This window comes from Barnesiella sp., from assembly GCF_022723415.1.
GTDB lineage: Bacteria > Bacteroidota > Bacteroidia > Bacteroidales > Barnesiellaceae > Barnesiella > Barnesiella intestinihominis.
Map to the genome: position 1 here is coordinate 1 of NZ_JAIJHU010000030.1, position 16,235 is coordinate 16,235.

Annotated in this window: 15 protein-coding genes and 1 tRNA gene; 10 read left to right on the forward strand and 6 right to left on the reverse strand. The window is 41.2% G+C overall.

Annotated elements, in window-relative coordinates; genetic code table 11:
* Positions 1-30: 30 nt before the first annotated feature.
* Positions 31-990: a biotin synthase BioB gene (gene bioB, locus QVD32_RS07465; protein WP_008861634.1), complete on the reverse strand. Its 960-nt coding sequence runs from the start codon at positions 988-990 to the stop codon at positions 31-33.
* 315 nt (positions 991-1,305) lie between these two features.
* Here bioB and QVD32_RS07470 point away from each other — a divergent pair.
* The 3 genes from QVD32_RS07470 (at position 1,306) to QVD32_RS07480 (ending at position 2,256) form a co-directional block, all read left to right on the forward strand.
* Positions 1,306-1,379: transfer RNA gene (locus QVD32_RS07470), tRNA-Thr, on the forward strand.
* A gap of 127 nt (positions 1,380-1,506) precedes the next feature.
* On the forward strand, positions 1,507-1,965 hold the full coding sequence (locus QVD32_RS07475; protein ID WP_118687274.1) for a TspO/MBR family protein: 459 nt from the start codon (positions 1,507-1,509) through the stop codon (positions 1,963-1,965).
* A 12-nt stretch (positions 1,966-1,977) separates the two neighbouring features.
* On the forward strand, positions 1,978-2,256 hold the full coding sequence (locus QVD32_RS07480; protein WP_021892651.1) for a GNAT family N-acetyltransferase: 279 nt from the start codon (positions 1,978-1,980) through the stop codon (positions 2,254-2,256).
* A gap of 13 nt (positions 2,257-2,269) precedes the next feature.
* On the opposite strand, the gene QVD32_RS07485 is transcribed toward QVD32_RS07480, so the two are convergent.
* The 3 genes from QVD32_RS07485 to QVD32_RS07495 all read right to left on the reverse strand — a co-directional run bounded on the left by QVD32_RS07485 (position 2,270) and on the right by QVD32_RS07495 (position 7,383).
* Entirely contained in the window at positions 2,270-5,080 is a 2,811-nt protein-coding gene (locus QVD32_RS07485) for an AAA family ATPase (protein WP_118687273.1), read from the reverse strand.
* A gap of 182 nt (positions 5,081-5,262) precedes the next feature.
* On the reverse strand, positions 5,263-5,961 hold the full coding sequence (locus tag QVD32_RS07490) for a hypothetical protein (RefSeq protein ID WP_118687272.1): 699 nt from the start codon (positions 5,959-5,961) through the stop codon (positions 5,263-5,265).
* A 15-nt stretch (positions 5,962-5,976) separates the two neighbouring features.
* Complete coding sequence (locus QVD32_RS07495; protein ID WP_083855846.1) at positions 5,977-7,383, reverse strand: endonuclease I family protein; 1,407 nt, start codon at positions 7,381-7,383, stop codon at positions 5,977-5,979.
* A gap of 209 nt (positions 7,384-7,592) precedes the next feature.
* Here QVD32_RS07495 and QVD32_RS07500 point away from each other — a divergent pair, with 209 nt between their 5' ends.
* From QVD32_RS07500 to QVD32_RS07530, 7 genes are all read left to right on the forward strand, one after another.
* On the forward strand, positions 7,593-8,141 hold the full coding sequence (locus QVD32_RS07500; RefSeq protein WP_008861640.1) for a DUF4199 domain-containing protein: 549 nt from the start codon (positions 7,593-7,595) through the stop codon (positions 8,139-8,141).
* A gap of 4 nt (positions 8,142-8,145) precedes the next feature.
* Positions 8,146-9,099 carry a glycosyltransferase family 2 protein gene (locus QVD32_RS07505; protein ID WP_008861641.1) on the forward strand — a complete coding sequence of 318 codons (954 nt, stop codon included), beginning with the start codon at positions 8,146-8,148 and terminating at the stop codon, positions 9,097-9,099.
* A gap of 20 nt (positions 9,100-9,119) precedes the next feature.
* Positions 9,120-9,662, forward strand: a complete 543-nt coding sequence (locus tag QVD32_RS07510; protein ID WP_008861642.1) for a nitroreductase family protein — start codon at positions 9,120-9,122, stop codon at positions 9,660-9,662.
* Entirely contained in the window at positions 9,647-10,174 is a 528-nt protein-coding gene (locus tag QVD32_RS07515) for a DUF6452 family protein (protein WP_008861643.1), read from the forward strand. Before QVD32_RS07510 ends, QVD32_RS07515 begins: the two co-directional genes overlap by 16 nt.
* Complete coding sequence (locus QVD32_RS07520) at positions 10,164-10,946, forward strand: DUF6048 family protein (protein WP_008861644.1); 783 nt, start codon at positions 10,164-10,166, stop codon at positions 10,944-10,946. Before QVD32_RS07515 ends, QVD32_RS07520 begins: the two co-directional genes overlap by 11 nt.
* A 10-nt stretch (positions 10,947-10,956) precedes the next feature.
* Positions 10,957-12,210 (forward strand): mechanosensitive ion channel family protein, encoded by a 1,254-nt coding sequence (locus QVD32_RS07525; RefSeq protein ID WP_118687348.1) that lies wholly within the window; start codon positions 10,957-10,959, stop codon positions 12,208-12,210.
* Between the two features lie 213 nt (positions 12,211-12,423).
* Positions 12,424-12,786, forward strand: coding sequence for a hypothetical protein (locus QVD32_RS07530; RefSeq protein ID WP_008861646.1), 363 nt, complete (start codon positions 12,424-12,426; stop codon positions 12,784-12,786).
* Here the strand turns inward: QVD32_RS07530 and QVD32_RS07535 are convergent, their stop codons facing one another.
* Together QVD32_RS07535 and aspT are read right to left on the reverse strand one after the other, a co-directional pair.
* Positions 12,787-14,463, reverse strand: coding sequence for a bifunctional aspartate transaminase/aspartate 4-decarboxylase (locus QVD32_RS07535; protein ID WP_021892643.1), 1,677 nt, complete (start codon positions 14,461-14,463; stop codon positions 12,787-12,789).
* Between the two features lie 38 nt (positions 14,464-14,501).
* Positions 14,502-16,202, reverse strand: coding sequence for an aspartate-alanine antiporter (gene aspT / locus QVD32_RS07540; protein ID WP_008861648.1), 1,701 nt, complete (start codon positions 16,200-16,202; stop codon positions 14,502-14,504).
* Positions 16,203-16,235: the final 33 nt, after the last annotated feature.

Below are 16,235 nucleotides of genomic sequence, written 5' to 3' on the forward strand. Positions count from 1 at the left end.
CCTGTCGCATGCGACAGGCTTTTTATTATATTATAGAGGATCGTATCCCGCTTCTCGGGCTAATGATTTGTCTTCGTTTACTCCCGATCCCAGCGTTGTGAGCATGTCGCCCATCAATAGTCCGTTTACTCCGGCCGATAGTGCTTGCTTTTGTGTTTCTCTGGATAACCTCGCCCGCCCTCCGGCAAATCGAATGAACGTCCGTGGCAGTATGAATCTGAAAATTGCGATTGTAACTAAAATCTCCTCGTCGCTGATGGGGGGCATATGTTCCAGAGGTGTTCCCGGTATGGGATTCAATATATTCATGGGAACAGAACAGACCCCTAATTCTTTTAGTTCAAAAGCCAATTCGATACGTTGTTTCATATTTTCTCCCATACCGATGATTCCACCGGAACAGATTTCCATTCCTAACTTTTGGGCTGTCCGAATCGTTTCTTTTTTTTGTTCAATGGTATGTGTGGTACATAGCTCGGAAAAATAGGACGAGGCTGTTTCTAAGTTGCAGTGATAACGTTTTACTCCGGCGGCTTTCAGTTTCTCTAATTCTTCTCGTTTCAATAGTCCCATAGAGGCGCAAAGGTGTAAGTGGGTTTCTTCTCCCATTTTTCGATAAATATCGCAGAAATAGTCTATTTCCGAGGCTTTTATCCTTCTCCCACTGGTGACCAAAGACAATCTTTTTATTCCTTGTTGTTCGTTTAAACGGGCAATGGATATAGCTTCATGTATGGGTATAGCGTCGTATGTTTCTATTTGGGTGTGATGATGGGCCGATTGGGCGCACCATTTGCAGTTTTCGGGACAATGACCAGAACGGGCATTGATGATCGAGCAAGTATCGAGCGTTTTATTACAGAATTTTTTACGGATTTCGTCGGCAGCAGCATATAGGTCCGAACGAATGGCTTTTTGTGCTAATTCTAATGCTTCGTCGGGGGTAATTTCTCCTCCGGCAAGTATACGCTCTTTAATTTTTTGCAACATGATTCCTTTTTTGTGAATGGGCTATTATTTATAGGATACAAATGTAAATTTTTTTAGGAACAATACAGGCCGAGACTTCTATAAAATTATGGAGAAAAAATTTATTGTGAAATATGTTTTTTTTAATTCTTTCGTTTTTAAGTAGATAGAAAATTTTGTGCATTTTTTTGTGGAATGCTATTGTTATCTAAGAAAAAATATCTACTTTTGTGCCCGGGTAAGTCCTATACGGCCAGCTCCCTGTGAATCCCCCAGGGTTTGACCGCAGCAAGGGTAGCCGGTTGTAGCGGCGCGATGTAGATAGCTTACCCACCTGCCGATATAGCTCAGTTGGCCAGAGCACGTGATTTGTAATCTCGGGGTCGTGGGTTCGAATCCCTCTATCGGCTCAAAGGACACTCTTTTTAGAGTGTCCTTTTATTTTTAGATTTTAGGCATTCTTCTTTTGGAATATCCAAGAACTTTAATTATTTATATGTGTTTAAATTACAACTATTGTTGTTAAATGTCTTGGTTATGAAAAGATTCGCATTTTATCTCCTTCCTATACTATTATGTTTTGCAGTGGGATTGTCGGCCAGTTATTTTCAGTCTGATTCTATTTCTGAGTGGTATCCATTGCTGAATAAACCGGCTCTTACTCCGCCTAATGGAGCTTTTCCTATTGCATGGAGTATCATTTATATTTGTATGGGACTTTCATTGGGGCGCTTGATAGAAAGGGATGCGAATAAAACCTTGTCGGTGTTATGGGGGATACAGTTAGTCGTTAATTTCTTATGGAGCTTATTATTTTTCGCATTTAGAAATCCGTTTTTGGGATTGATAGATATTTTATTACTCGATATTTTAGTGTGGATTTATATATCAAGGGCATATCGAAAAGAGAAAGCGGCGGCACTGTTATTTGTGCCATATTTCTTGTGGCTTCTTTTGGCTACATATCTTAACGGATATGTATATTTGTACAATTAAAAAATTCTTCTTATGGAAATAACGCATGATTTGTCGAGAAAACAGTTTCAGACTGTCGCTGACGGGAAAACTGCATACGTGTCGTATGATCTTGTCGATGGTTGCTTGAATATAGAACATACGATTGTCCCCCGGGAAATCGAAGGGCGGGGTATCGCTGCCGCTTTGGTGAAGGCTGCTTATGACTATGCGCTTGACCATGACTTACTTCCGGCTGCGACATGCCGGTATGCGACAGTCTGGTTGGATCGGAATCCTCAATACAAAGATAAGGTTTCGTCTATGAAATAGTTTAGCGGTCTTTTCAGCAAAAACCGATTCTATTTCTAAGAGTCTGTCTTTCATCTATTTCAAAGCAAGCTACATCGGCATGTGTGATTCTGTTTCGTGAAAATTTTATGCCCGCCTCACCGAGTCGGAGATAGGCGTTTTGCATAATGGTTCGCGATATGATTTTCATGGTTCGGGCGTTTGCATAACAAGAATATTGGTCGGAACAAAGGTATTCTATGTAATGCTGCATGATACTTTCTGCTTTTTGTTCAAAAGAGAAATCTTTGTCCGATAGCATTTGTTTCAGGATTTCGAATAACTCTTCCGAGGTATAGTCTTCGAAAATTAAAGTGTGGTCGACTTCGTGAGCGCCGTTATCAATTAACTGTTCTACCAAATCTTGCCGGGGAGCCCGGTTCTCGGCAATGATGAGAGCATGAGCTCCGGGCATGGCAGAGGTGTATCCTGCCAACTTGATTCGTAGTTGTTCGCTATCAAATGTGTTGTATGCATTTTTGAATTTCGGAGAGTCGCCATCGATGAATAAAAGTCCCTGTCGTGACTTTTTCATGGCATCTTGTAGAACTTCGTCCACTTTATAGTCGGGGACATTGTAGAGCTGTTCTCCTTTTATTTCTATAAATTGTCCGTTGCCGAGTATGTTCATGGCTTTCAGTAAGTCGGACATAATTTCAGCGACTGTGCTTTTCCCGGTTCCTGTATTTCCTGCGAAGCTCCATTTCAAAGGGATTTCCCCAAAGAAATTTTTTTCGTTCTCGTGTAATAACCGGGCGATCTTTACAAAGTTATGGATTGCGGCTTTTACATTGGATAATCCGATCATTCTGTCGAGTCGGGCTAAGCATTCATCTATGGTTCGTTCATCGAATTCCTCCGAAGATATGATTATTTTTTCATCGGTGTTATCTGGTATATCTTCTTGTTCGATGGTGACGAGCGACCGTTTGTCGGGATTCCCCGAATCGTATATTCCGCTTTGAGCCAAACGAGTGGCCATGGCCGGAAGTATTTTCGAAGAGATAAGTCTGTTGACATAGCGGGCGTTCCCGAAATGGCGGTCTCTGTTTCGATGGTCTTTTTTTATCAGTTCTAATAGCGTTTGACGAGCAGAGTCGGTTATTTCGTACCCTTCGCGTTGTATGGTGAGGTCGGCTATCTCCAATAATTCTTCGGGTGAATAATCTTCGAAGTGAAATGTAAAAGGAAATCGGGATTGCAAGCCGGAGTTCGATTCCAAAAGCAGTTTCATTTCTGCTGGATATCCGGCGAGAATAACGATTGTCCCGAAGTTGTCGTCCGACAGTTTCGGTAATAATGTTTCTATGACTCTGTTTCCGAAGTCGCGTTTGTCTCCATCTTTGTCATTGGTAAACAGACTGTAAGCCTCGTCTATGAAAAGGACCCCTCCTTTGGCTGCTTCGATGGCAGCTTCGGTTTTTTGTTCGGTCTCTCCCAACCATTTGCCAACCAATTTGCTCCGGTCGGTACGTATGACGTGACCTTTTTCGAGTAACCCCATTTTGTGGAAAATCTCACCGATGAAATCGGCAACGGTTGTTTTCCCTGTTCCCGGGTTTCCAGTAAAGACCATGTGAAGGGGTGGTATCGAGGCTTTTAACCCGGCTCTTTTGCGTGCGGCCAATAGTTTTACATAGTTGAGATGTTCGGCAATGCTCTGTTTCAGATTGTTTAGCCCGATCATCTCTTGTAAAGAGTTCATGGCATCTTTTTCTTTTGTCGGGTCTATCTCTTTTTTTTCTCCGATCGGGGGGCGTGTCTGTATGTTGAATAGATTATATTCTCCTTCTTCTTCGTTCCCAATGCGAAACGGGGCATTCAATACTTTTTCTCCTAAGAAATAGATCTCGACGGCATATTCTCCGTTTTCATAATCCGAGAAGTCGACGGGTTCTTGGAATGTCCATAGCCGGTTTCTTTCTTCGTCGTCTTGTGAAATGAAAGTTCCGACTGTTTCGTATTTGGTTAATCCGGTTTGTGCACGGATTTTTATTTCATATTCATACGATTTGTCCGTGTCTTTTAGTTTGCTTATCCCGCAGAATCCGATATAATAGTTGCTATGTATACTCGGGTTTATACTTGTGTAGGAGATGATAGGACGGTCTGGGTCGGGAGCGATGCTTTCGTTTTTGAACAATAGATAGTTGTTTACTTCGAAACATTCGTCGTATTTCTGGGGCAAAGATATAAAAGTCGCGCTTTTGGTTGTATATTCTTCTTTGTCGGAGAGTCGGGATAGGCAGTAAATCCATGAGCCTTCTCTGTTTTCTCTTTCAGGAAGAGCGAAATATGCCGATGGACTGGCGTAGTTTTCGGTGTCGATCGGCATGGAAATTTGAGTTTCTATGTAGGAGCTTCCATCGGGGGCAATTAGTTCTGTTAAAAAAGTTTCGTCCCAAGCATCTATTGTAGCAGATTCGTTTTGTCCTATGCATTCTGTCGAAATGAATAGATATTCTCCTTCATCAACACTGAATTGTGTGCGTAGTGAATCTCTGGGTATTTGTTCTTTTGTGTCGCATATGGAGAAAAAAGTATTTTTAAAGATGATATGATGGCTGGTATTAGACGGGGAATTATCGCTTTCTTCTTCATCTTCCGTCTCCTCTTCTGATAATTGACTTTGAATAAACTCGTCGAGTAAACGATCAAATTCGTCGTCCGGTAAATCATTGTCGTTTTCGGCTTGCAATTCACTATTGGATAATGAATCCAATACAGATTCGGTTTCGTCGATATTATCTTTGATAGATTGTAGCAGCTCTTCGAGTCGTGCTATTTTTTTGTCCTTTTCGTCCATAGATCGGGTGTTTTCCGGTATGAGTTTGTGGGGCGAAGATAGTTATTTGTCATTAAAGAGGCAAATCGGCAGTTATCGAATGAATTCTATCAGTTTGTATTTTGCATCCCATGTAATTAAAAACGGGATAAATTTTCAAATTTTATCCCGTTTTTAATGTGCGTGCTTGGCTATGAAAATTTTTAGAAAATTTCTGTAACAATACGAATGTCGCTTCGGTCGGTAAATTGTAAAGTGAACCAGATCTTCCCGGCATCGTTTACTTTTTCTATGGAAACCGTGCAAGCCTCGTATTGTATGGGTGTATTGTCATTGTCACGGGTAGCCATGATTCCGTTGTTCAAAATCCCTTTTTGGGAAAAATCGCCTTGTGCAGAAAATCGTAAAAGTTTCCCTGTTTCGACATAAGTAAATCCATAGGAGCGTACCGATTTGTCGGTCGGAGAGCCAGTTATATCCATGCCGGGCTCGCAGCTCACTTGGAGTCCTGCCGTTTCTTCCGTTTTGACGGTCGAGCCGGATATCCATGATTCTATTCGGGGCGTGGAGTCGATAGTAAAACCCATTTGATAAGAGTTTGCCGAAATGGTAAACGAGTAGTTGTGGCTTTCTCCTGAGTCGAGGATAACGGTTAGAGTCACTTTCCCTTCTTTAATAGCTGTCACTGTGAGTATTTTTCCCGACAATTCATAAGAAATTGCGGAGTTATTGGTCGTTATGGTATAACTTGTCGAGTTGGGTAGCTTGATAGATACCGACTCGTTTACCCGTAAAATAAAGTCGGTTGGTTGACTCTCGTTCTTATCGTCTTTACAGGCCGAAAAGAAAAGGAGGGCTGTTGCGATTGTTAGGATATAACGGATATATTTAGCTGCATTCATGATTGATAGTAATTTTTATTCTATGATTTGTACACGCATTTTCCCTGTTCCGTAAATAGTCGTGAATTGTATTGTGTGAAGCCCTGCGGACAATTCGGAAGGAGTGAGATGTGTAGCCGGTTTTCCGTCCACAGTCCATTGTGTATCCAAGTTCATGTTTAGCATCAGGCGCACTGGTTCGTCGCTTTTCTTGTAGGTCGATTTTATGTCGATGATTCTCAAATAGGAGGCATCGGACAAGAGTACAGTTCCAGAAATGGTTATGTCTACGGGGGCAGATAATTCGTCGCTCGATAATCGGAGTGTCACATTGCGAGTCCCGATCGACCGGGGAGAAAAGGTTATGGCGAGATTGATTCCGGTCGTGTTTAATTCATGAGCCGGCAGATTGGACATTCCCAAAGAAAAATCTCCCGAATCGTTATTCAATAGTTTTGCTGTAATATCTGTTGTCAGATTTTTCCCTTTGATGTATATCTCTTTATCTTTCGATGTTTCGGTTCCGATGTATCCGAATTCAATTTTGTCGTTCGATATGCTGATACTTGGGGCGGAGGTGGATTGTCCCGAAAAACTGAATTCATAATTTGTCGAGTCGCCCCAGATATACTCTACCATATTGGGATAGTCTATGAAAGGATTTCTGTTTCCTTGAAAACTGTATACGGCGTTGTTGCGGTCTATTTCTTTTTGACTGACAGGGTCTTGTCGATGCCATTTCAGTAATAGGGACTGTCCATAGGCATTCAGTGTGGGGTAACTGTTTTGAGCGAACATGGATAGGGCAGAAGACTTCCATGAATAGTCTTGATAGCAGGTCACGAAGTATAAATACATGCGGGCGAAGTCGCCTTTGTATTCGTCTGCGGGCTCGAACAGGTTGGTCGCTCTACCGTTGGCTTGTCCGGTTCCCACTTTGGTAACACCATTGTCGAACAAAGGAGAATCGACCTCTCCCAATGGATAATTGCTTTTAGCCGTGTTGGCAGCGGCATCGGAAGGCGTTAGGTGGTGTAAATCGTAGGAACCGTCGTATTTAAATCGGGTAAGAGGAGTGGCTGTTTCATCGTAAGCATCTCCCCACCAACTTTTGGGTACGCTGTGCTCGATGTTCATGCCTTTCGTTGCTCCTGCTCCGTTCGAAAAGTTATAAGAGTTGTTGGAATACATATCCCATACTTTTTTGTTGGGACGGACATCGCTTTTTTTAAAGACTGTCCATGTACATGCTATTTGGTTGTAATCGCGAGACCCATAGGGAAGCCGGGTATGGTTTTTCAGAAGATTATGTAGCTCTGTTTTTAGTTCAGCGCCGTTTTTCCCTTCCAGAGAGTTGGGATAATAGTCTCGGGGCATATCGGCCAGCAAAGAGAAAATAGAACCGCATATAGCGGTGAAAATCATTACATATCGTTTATTCATGCTGCTTTAATAAAAAGGGGTTCAAAGGTAATCAGAAACAATGGAACAGCCAAGTCTTTTATTTGTTTTAGGTTTTCTTATTGTTTGGCACTCTTTCTTTTCGATATATATTGTCGATATTATCTCTATTTTTGGCTTTTTCCCACATAAATATTGCCGCAAAAGTGATACCTTTGTAGCCTATATGTACATTGGAAAACGATATTTTGATGGAGAAGAATAATACACAAAAGGGAATCGTTCAATTCGCTATGGAGGCGGGAGCCTATATGGGGCTCTATTTCGTGGTGAAATTTATATTTGCTGTGTTGAGTTTGAATTATCCTTTTTGTAATGTCGTTTCTACTATAATGTTGCTATTCGTCCCGTTGGTAGTTTTCTTCATGATGCGTAGGTTCAGTAATCAAAATGAAGGAGGCAGCTACTTCTCTCAATTGTGGATGATGGGTATTTTGCTTTTCTTTTTTGCCTCGCTTATCAGTGGTTTGGCACAGTATATTTATTATGTTTATATCAATCCAGAATATATAAAATCTCAGCTTTCGGCTGCTGTAACTTTGTTGGAATCATTAAATATGACAAGTGACCCTTCATTGTTGGAGGCTGTAAAAACCGGTTTGGAACAGGGGAATATTCCGTCTCCTATGGCAGTCGTTATTCAACAAATGTGGGTGAATGTATTTTTCGGTTCTTTATTGTCGGCAGTAATGGCATGGCTCGTTTCTGTTTGGTTTAAGTCAAGTAAAACAAAGAAATAGGAATATGGATATTTCGGTAATAGTCCCTTTATATAATGAGGCGGAGTCACTTCCTGAATTGACTGCGTGGATCGAGCGGGTAATGGAGGAAAACAAGTTCTCGTATGAAATTTGGTTTATTAACGATGGGAGTACCGATGACTCTTGGCAAGTGATTGAGTCGTTGCGAGAAAAAAATTCTCGTGTTAAGGGGGTGAAATTCCGGCGGAACTATGGCAAATCTCCGGCGCTTTATACCGGATTTCAAAGAGCCGAAGGCGATGTCGTTATTACTATGGATGCCGATTTGCAAGACAGCCCCGATGAAATCCCCGAATTGTATCGTATGATTGCGGTCGAAGGGTATGACCTCGTTTCGGGCTGGAAGAAAAAGCGTTACGATCCGTTATCCAAGACTATACCCACTAAATTATTCAATGCGACAGCTCGTAAAGTGTCTGGCATAAAAAATCTGCACGATTTTAATTGCGGGCTGAAAGCGTATAAAAAAGAGGTGATAAAAAATATAGAGGTTTATGGCGATATGCATCGTTATATTCCTTACTTGGCTAAGAATGCCGGATATAATAAGATTGGGGAGAAGGCTGTCCATCATCAGGCTCGTAAATACGGTAAGACAAAATTCGGATTGGATCGTTTTGTAAACGGGTATCTCGATTTAATTACGCTATGGTTTTTTTCTCGTTTCGGGGTAAAACCTATGCATTTTTTCGGGCTGTTGGGTAGTTTGATGTTCTTTTTAGGACTTATTTCTGTCATTGTTGTGGGGGCGAATAAGTTATATTGTTTATATAATGGTTTACCGTATCGGCTGGTAACCGATTCTCCTTATTTCTATTTGGCGTTGACAGCTATGATTTTGGGTACTCAATTGTTTCTTGCCGGTTTTTTGGGAGAACTTATTTCTCGAAATTCGAGTGAAAGAAATAATTATCAGATAGAAACCGAATTTAAGTAATTAACGTAAGTCTTGAATTTATGAGCGGTTTGAAAGGAAACGAATGTTCCGATTTGCTTACACTGGCGAAGGCTAGGGGTTCGGTGCGATCTTTTAAGTCTTTGAAGGTCGAGCGGGCTAAACTCGAATATATTTTGGAGGTGGCGAGACTGGCTCCGTCGGCTGTGAATTTTCAACCGTGGGCTTTTGTCGTGGTTCGTGACCCGGAAAAGCTAAAAGCTTTGTACGATTGTTATCCACGTGAATGGTTCGCATCGGCTCCGATGTGTATAGTTGTTTGCGGAGACCATAGTACGTCGTGGAAGCGTTTGTCCGATAATAAGGATTTTTGTGATGTCGATATAGCGATAGCAACCGAACATTTAGTTTTGGCTGCTGCCGAACAAGGGTTAGGTTCTTGTTGGGTCTGTAATTTTGACGTGCAGCGATGTAAAAAGATTTTGAATTTGCCCGATTTATGGGAACCTATGGTTCTTTTGCCGTTGGGCTATCCTGCCGAGGGTGTGGAGACGGAGAGAAAAAGAAAACCATTTAATGATGTGGTGAGATGGGAAGACTTTTGAGTTTTATCGAAGGAGTTCTATTTTTATGTGTATGTTGCTTAGTTTTAAGTAACTGTGGCAGTAACGGTTGTGTGGATAATCGTAGTAGTATTCCTTTGGCTCAATTTTATTCTTATGATGCACAAGAGACGGCTTTGTCTGTCGATTCCATTTCAATTTTCGGTATAGGACAGCCAACCGATTCTATGTTACTCGATTCGGCGGTTGCCGTAACACAAGTTTATCTTCCGTTGCGGTTTACACAAGACTCGACGCAATATGTCATTCATTACGAACAGCAAGGTCTTTCGTCTCCTCGTTATAACGATACGCTCACATTTGTTTATCGGTCGTATCCCTATTTCGTGTCGATTGATTGCGGGGCGATGTATAATTTTGTTATCGATACGTGTCGGTATACACGTAATATACTTGACTCTGTTTCTGTGACAGTCCCGGAGATCACGAATAAAAATGTGGAGAGTATACGGATTTTTTATACAGTTCAAACCCAGACCCCAGATGAGGAGTAAAATTTTCATATTGTTTTTAGGGGTAATCTTTGCGTCGGTTGCGCAACGACGGGTAACGCCTGTCGATCCAACAGCGAAAAAAGAAATTGTACCGGTGCAAACGGATAGTGTTGTTGCGGAGCCGGAAGAGCCAGAAATAAAGGGGTATCTTTATCCCTTGTTTAATGGTCTCTCCGTAAATGTCAACATTCTTGATGGGATCGCAAATCTATTCGGACAAAGTTATGGCAATTATGAAATAGCGGCAGAATTGGATTTGCATAATCGTTTTTTTCCAGTATGGGAAATCGGGATTGGACATGCCGATAATACTCCCGAGGGATTGAACTTTACATACAGGAATAAAGCTTCTCTTTATAACCGTGTAGGAATGAACTACAATTTCGGATATAATAAAACTGCAATGAGTTTTTTCTATATCGGTATTCGGTATGGCTTTTCTTTTTTTACGTATGATATAGATAATATTTTAGTAGAGTCACCTTATTGGGGAGAATCTGAAAAACTACAAATTACCGGACAGAAATCATGGGCTCACTGGGGTGAGTTGTTGGGAGGGCTTCGGGTGCAAGTGTATAAAAATTTTTATATGGGGTGGACTGTTCGTTATCGATTGATGTTCAGCCATAAAAAGAATACTTATTCTCAACCGTGGTATATACCGGGATTTGGAACGGACAGTTCTCCGTTTGGATTTACTTATACGGTAGGTTATCGATTTTCTTTCGGAAAAAAAGAAAAGAAAATAGAGTCTCAACCAGTTGCAGAATGACGATATGGGTATGTTGGAATCAATAGAGAAGATATTGCACGATGTTGCCGATCTATTTTCTGCCAATACGGAAGCAGGGCATAATGTGGTTTATGTAATCTTGATCGTTTTGATAGCCATTTTGTGCGATGCGCTTTGTAAGTTGCTAATAAATAGATTGCTACTTCCAATCATTCGCCGTACAAAATTTGAATGGGACGATCATTTATATGACAAGAAGGTGGTGTCGAGGCTGGCTGCATTGGCTCCCGCTTTTATTCTATATGCATTTTTGCCTTCGGCGTTTGATATAGAGAGTAGTTGGTATATACTTACCGATCGTATATGCAAGGTTTATATCATAGCTCTTATTCTTCGATTCTTGAATGGTGTGCTGAATGCATTTCTCGATATTTTTAATGAAAAGGAAAACTTACGCCATTATCCCATAAAAGGCGGTGTGCAGACCATACAGGTTATCTTATTTTCAATTGGTTTTATCAGCATAATAGGAACAATTATAGATCAATCTCCTGCTCGTTTGTTTGCCGGATTGGGTGCATCTGCTGCGATTCTCATGCTGATTTTTAGGGATACGATATTGGGGTTTGTAGCCGGAATACAGCTTTCGGCAAATAATATGTTACATAAAGGAGATTGGATAACGGCTCCGGCATATAATGCTAACGGTATCGTACAAGATGTGACTCTCAATACAGTAAAAGTTTTGAATTTTGATAATACGACGACCACTATTCCGCCATACGCTTTGGTGACAGGCTCTTTTACCAATTGGCGAAGTATGTTTGAAGGAGGGGGGCGTCGTATCTCCCGGCAGATACTTTTGGATATAAATAGTATTTCTTTTCTCCGTGAAGAGGATTTACTTCGATTTAAGGATCATTTTTTGATCGGTGAGTTCGTTGTTCAGCGGTTACACTCTATTCAACAGGCTTGTAACTCTGGAAATTCTTTTTTGGCAGAGGAACTTAGGGTTACGAATAGTATGTTGTTCAGAGTTTATTTGGAAAACTATATACGTCAAATGGGAAAATCCAATCCCGATATGCTTTATATGGTACGTTATCTGCCTATGGCGGAGCGAGGACTGCCAGTAGAACTTTACTTGTTCTCTGCGGAGAAAACATGGAAGATGTATGAGGCCGTTGTAGCAGATTTGATCGACCATACCATAGCCGTGACAGCCGAGTTTGGGTTGCGTTTGTATCAATCACCGGGAAGTTATGATATACAATGCCTTCGGGAAAGAGTAAATCAAATATAGGAAAAATGAGAAATTCTAGACGATATGTTTTTATAATTACTTGTAATGTAGAAAGTTATTTTTATTTACAGTTTATAGGTTAATATTTATGAATGATTGTTTGTGCATATTAATTCATAGAAAAAAATTAAATGATAATTAGGGTGTATTCTTATTCCTGCTTATATTTATTCCGTAGATTAAAAGAGCTTTGGTAGATATTTTTATAGTGCTATGATTTCTAAATATATAATAAGGGCTTTGTATAAGAAATATTCAAAACCTCCGCGAAATTTTTCCGAGTTGAATATCGATGAATTTGTATCTATTTGCGGCGATTCATACGGTATTACCGTCGACGATGTGTCTATGACATTCGGCCAGATGAGTGAAGATAATCCGTTTCGTACCATTTTGTTGCGTAATATATACGGTATAGAGAAATTCGAATATCACATGGCGTTGGTTTCTTCATCATACATTCTGTTTTTTAGTCGAGAAAGTTGTGATGTAACTGTTCATTTTAAGCCGGAATCAACCTCCTGGCTGAAACGTTTTTGCTGGTGGGTTAAATTCCGGCTTTTACATCTAAATTAATTAGTAAATAACGGGTTCTTTTTTGGCCGTTTCATTTTTCCATTTCTGGGCATATTCTTCCAGTGTATGTCCGATAATTGTCCCGATTTTTCGATAATTCATTTCATCGAGATTTGCTAACGATACTCGTATAGACCATCGAGGTCCATCGAATCCATCACCGTTCAGAACGACTACACCGGCTTCTTTGGCTAATCTAATGACAAAGTCGAGTGGTTCGTAATTTTTTTCGAGATACTCGGCAAAGTCTTTTCCATATAATTGGGTTGCCCATACCATAATATCGATTTCGGAATAGTACCCGGCCCGCAAGCTATCGGGAAGTAATTTGAACCCGGTCTTTTCCCACATGGCCGTCAGTCTATTGGTTATCATCTTCTGCAATTTGTTTTTGTATCTGTCTTGCATATCGCAAAGAGAGAAGAGAGCGAAGAGTGACATTTGTATTTGTTGAGGTGTGGATAACCCTGCCGTGTGGTTAAGTGCTACCAACCTACTGTCGGCGACCAATCGATCGATAAATAAAATCTTGTCGGGATTGAGGTTGATACTATCGTATCTGTCGTGTAGTTCTTTTCGTTGTTTTTCGGGAAGAAGCGCTATTTGAGCGTCGAATACGTTGTGGCGGGCAATAGCGATAGTCGCTAATCTCCAACCGGTGGCCCCGAAATATTTTGAGAAAGAATATACACAAGCCGTGTTATAGGGCAGTTCATACATAAGAGAACGGAAATGGGGCACGAATGTACCATATACATCGTCGGTTATAATCATGAGGTTGGGATTGTTTTCCCGTACGATTTTTATTATTCTCTTGTGGGTCGCTTCATCTAAACTGTATGAGGGAGGATTGCTCGGGTTGACCAAACAGAGCAGTTTTATAGAAGGGTCTTTTAGCTTATCTAATTCATTTTCGGGATATTGCCAAGTATGATAGCCTTCTTTTGTCAGTTGAGAGGCTTGTATATTGACTACGTCGAAATTAAATTCTTTTAGTTGGGGAATTTCGATATAAGGCGTAAAGATAGGAGTCATGAGAGCTATGCGGTCACCTTGTGATAACAGTTTATTTGCTTTCAGCGAATTGAAAAGATAGCACATAGCAGCGGTTCCACCTTCTGTCGCGAAAAGATCGTAGTGGTCGGGAGGTGTTTGTCGGTCGCACATTTCTTGTATTAAATACTTTTCAACGATCAATTCGGTGTATTTGAGTATACGGTCTGGGTCGGGATATTGGTCGCCTATGATGCCATCGACCCATTCATGAATCAGATCATCGGCATTTATGCCTTCTTTCGTGAGAAACTGAACACTTTCGTTCAACAAATGTGCAGCCGGTGTTTTTTCGTGATGTTTGAGAAAATTTTCAAACCGTTTGGCTATTTCTTCTTTTTGAGGCATTCCGGCGATACCTTCTTCGGGAAGTTCAAATGTGAGTTTTGCTTCTTCGACAGCAAAAGTACCTAAGAGGAAAAAAGCCTCCCTAGCTACTGTGTTTATCCAATTAGGATTTCCACGACCTGCATTTAAGAATTGGCAGACGGCTTTCTGGTCGCACTCTTTGGCATAGGAAATTAGATCGTTTTTTATTTCGAAGGGACTCATCTGTTCCAGTCCTTGTTCGAATCTTTTGCCGTAATCGGCCATGGCACGAGGCAGTTTTTCTTGACTTTTCATAATTGTTACGAGTATTTGTTTATATATATGTCTTTTGTTTATGCAGAGAGAAGGACTAAGACGACGCCCCCTAAAATGAGCAGAGTATTACCGATAGCATAAGTTACCGTGTATCCCATAGCCGGTAACGTGCTTCCAAGACTTTCTTGGATAGCTCCCAACGCCGCAGTTGTGGTACGGGCTCCCGCGCAGCAGCCTAAATTTATAGCTGGTCGGAATTTGAATACTTTCGCACCGATAAGCAATCCTAATAATAACGGTATTGTAGTGGCTAAAACTCCGGCAATGAATAGCATGAAACCTGCTTCACGGATTCCGGATAGGAACGTGGGGCCTGCGGTTATTCCTATAACAGCGATGAACATATTCAAACCTAAGTTATTGAATATCCAAACTGCTGGTTCGGGAACTCGTCCGAAGGTCGGGTGTTTGGTTCGTAACCAACCGAAGAATAATCCAGAGAGTAGAGCTCCGCCACTTGTACTCAAACTGATAGGAACACCACCTAAATGAATGGTTAGAGCTCCAATGATACCGCCGATGAGGATACCGAGACCTACGAATATCATATCGGTTTTATTGGTAGGCCGGTCGACATATCCTAAGGTGGGGGCTGTTTCGCTTATTTCTCGTTTTAGCCCTACGATTTCCAGTGTGTCGCCTTTATACAATACAGTTTTCGGATAGACCGGTATTTCTACGCCCGAACGCTTTATCTGTTTGATAATGATTCCGTGCATACAGGGTAACGAACGGAGATGACGAACTGTTTTTTTATGAAGTTCTTTGTTGGTAAGTAGTACGAAAATATCTTCCACGGGGAAGTCCAATAGTTCTGGATCGAAAATCTCCGGCCCTATCCAGCTTTCGTCTTCTATGATGGTTTCCCGTCGTCCGCTTAAAACCACTTCATCGCCTTGTTTAAGAACTGTTTTTGGGGTTATGTCGAGGACTTCTCCATCGATTCGGACACGTTCGACGAAGACTCTTCTTCCCATCTCCTTAATATGTTTTTCTATTTCTTTTACCGTTTGTGGAGTTTTGAACCAGTCCGATTCTATTTTGTAGGCCCTGAATACAACCGGTCGGTTGGCATTCATGAGTGCCGGATCGTTTTCTTCGTTGTCTTGTTTCAGTTCTTTTTCAAGTGCCCGGGTATCGTTTTTTACTTTTTCGAGTCCACCGAGTAACCGAGGACCGAGTGTACCTAAGATGTAAGCCGAGCCTATGGTTCCGAAAATGTAAGTGACGGCATAGCAAACCGGTATGATATTCAACCATTCTTGTTGTTTTTCTGCTGAAATTCCAAGAGTACCGATGGTGTCTGTTCCAACTCCGATGGCTGCCGATATGGTTTGTGCTCCGGCAAACAGACCTATGGTCATACCTGCATTATAACCCATGATTTTGGCAATTAAGTAGGTAGAGCCTATACAGACAATGCCAAATATACAAGCGAATATAACTTGATGGATTCCGTCGCTGCGTAAGGATTGGAAAAATTGAGGACCTACGCTATATCCGATAGCAAATAGGAATAGCAGGAAAAATACCGATTTGAGTGGACCGGGAATATCGATGTTCATTTGTCCTACCAATACACCTACTAATAAAACCGAAGTGACGGTTCCCAAAGAGAAGTTTTTGTATTTGAGACTTCCTATCCAAAAACCGATACCCAGAGTGAGAAAAATCGCCATCTCGGGATAGCTGCGGAAAAAATGAATGATTATATCCATATAGTTTTTAAAATTAAATTAGGCTTTGTTATG

Coding starts and splice junctions, on each gene's coding strand:
- QVD32_RS07475 (WP_118687274.1), top strand. CDS start 1,507: ATGAAAAGATTCGCATTTTATCTCCTTCCTATACTATTATGTTTTGCA.
- bioB (WP_008861634.1), bottom strand. CDS start 990: ATGTTGCAAAAAATTAAAGAGCGTATACTTGCCGGAGGAGAAATTACC.
- QVD32_RS07520 (WP_008861644.1), top strand. CDS start 10,164: ATGAGGAGTAAAATTTTCATATTGTTTTTAGGGGTAATCTTTGCGTCG.
- aspT (WP_008861648.1), bottom strand. CDS start 16,202: ATGGATATAATCATTCATTTTTTCCGCAGCTATCCCGAGATGGCGATT.
- QVD32_RS07485 (WP_118687273.1), bottom strand. CDS start 5,080: ATGGACGAAAAGGACAAAAAAATAGCACGACTCGAAGAGCTGCTACAA.
- QVD32_RS07530 (WP_008861646.1), top strand. CDS start 12,424: ATGATTTCTAAATATATAATAAGGGCTTTGTATAAGAAATATTCAAAA.
- QVD32_RS07525 (WP_118687348.1), top strand. CDS start 10,957: ATGTTGGAATCAATAGAGAAGATATTGCACGATGTTGCCGATCTATTT.
- QVD32_RS07515 (WP_008861643.1), top strand. CDS start 9,647: ATGGGAAGACTTTTGAGTTTTATCGAAGGAGTTCTATTTTTATGTGTA.
- QVD32_RS07495 (WP_083855846.1), bottom strand. CDS start 7,383: ATGAATAAACGATATGTAATGATTTTCACCGCTATATGCGGTTCTATT.
- QVD32_RS07535 (WP_021892643.1), bottom strand. CDS start 14,463: ATGAAAAGTCAAGAAAAACTGCCTCGTGCCATGGCCGATTACGGCAAA.
- QVD32_RS07505 (WP_008861641.1), top strand. CDS start 8,146: ATGGATATTTCGGTAATAGTCCCTTTATATAATGAGGCGGAGTCACTT.
- QVD32_RS07500 (WP_008861640.1), top strand. CDS start 7,593: ATGGAGAAGAATAATACACAAAAGGGAATCGTTCAATTCGCTATGGAG.
- QVD32_RS07490 (WP_118687272.1), bottom strand. CDS start 5,961: ATGAATGCAGCTAAATATATCCGTTATATCCTAACAATCGCAACAGCC.
- QVD32_RS07510 (WP_008861642.1), top strand. CDS start 9,120: ATGAGCGGTTTGAAAGGAAACGAATGTTCCGATTTGCTTACACTGGCG.
- QVD32_RS07480 (WP_021892651.1), top strand. CDS start 1,978: ATGGAAATAACGCATGATTTGTCGAGAAAACAGTTTCAGACTGTCGCT.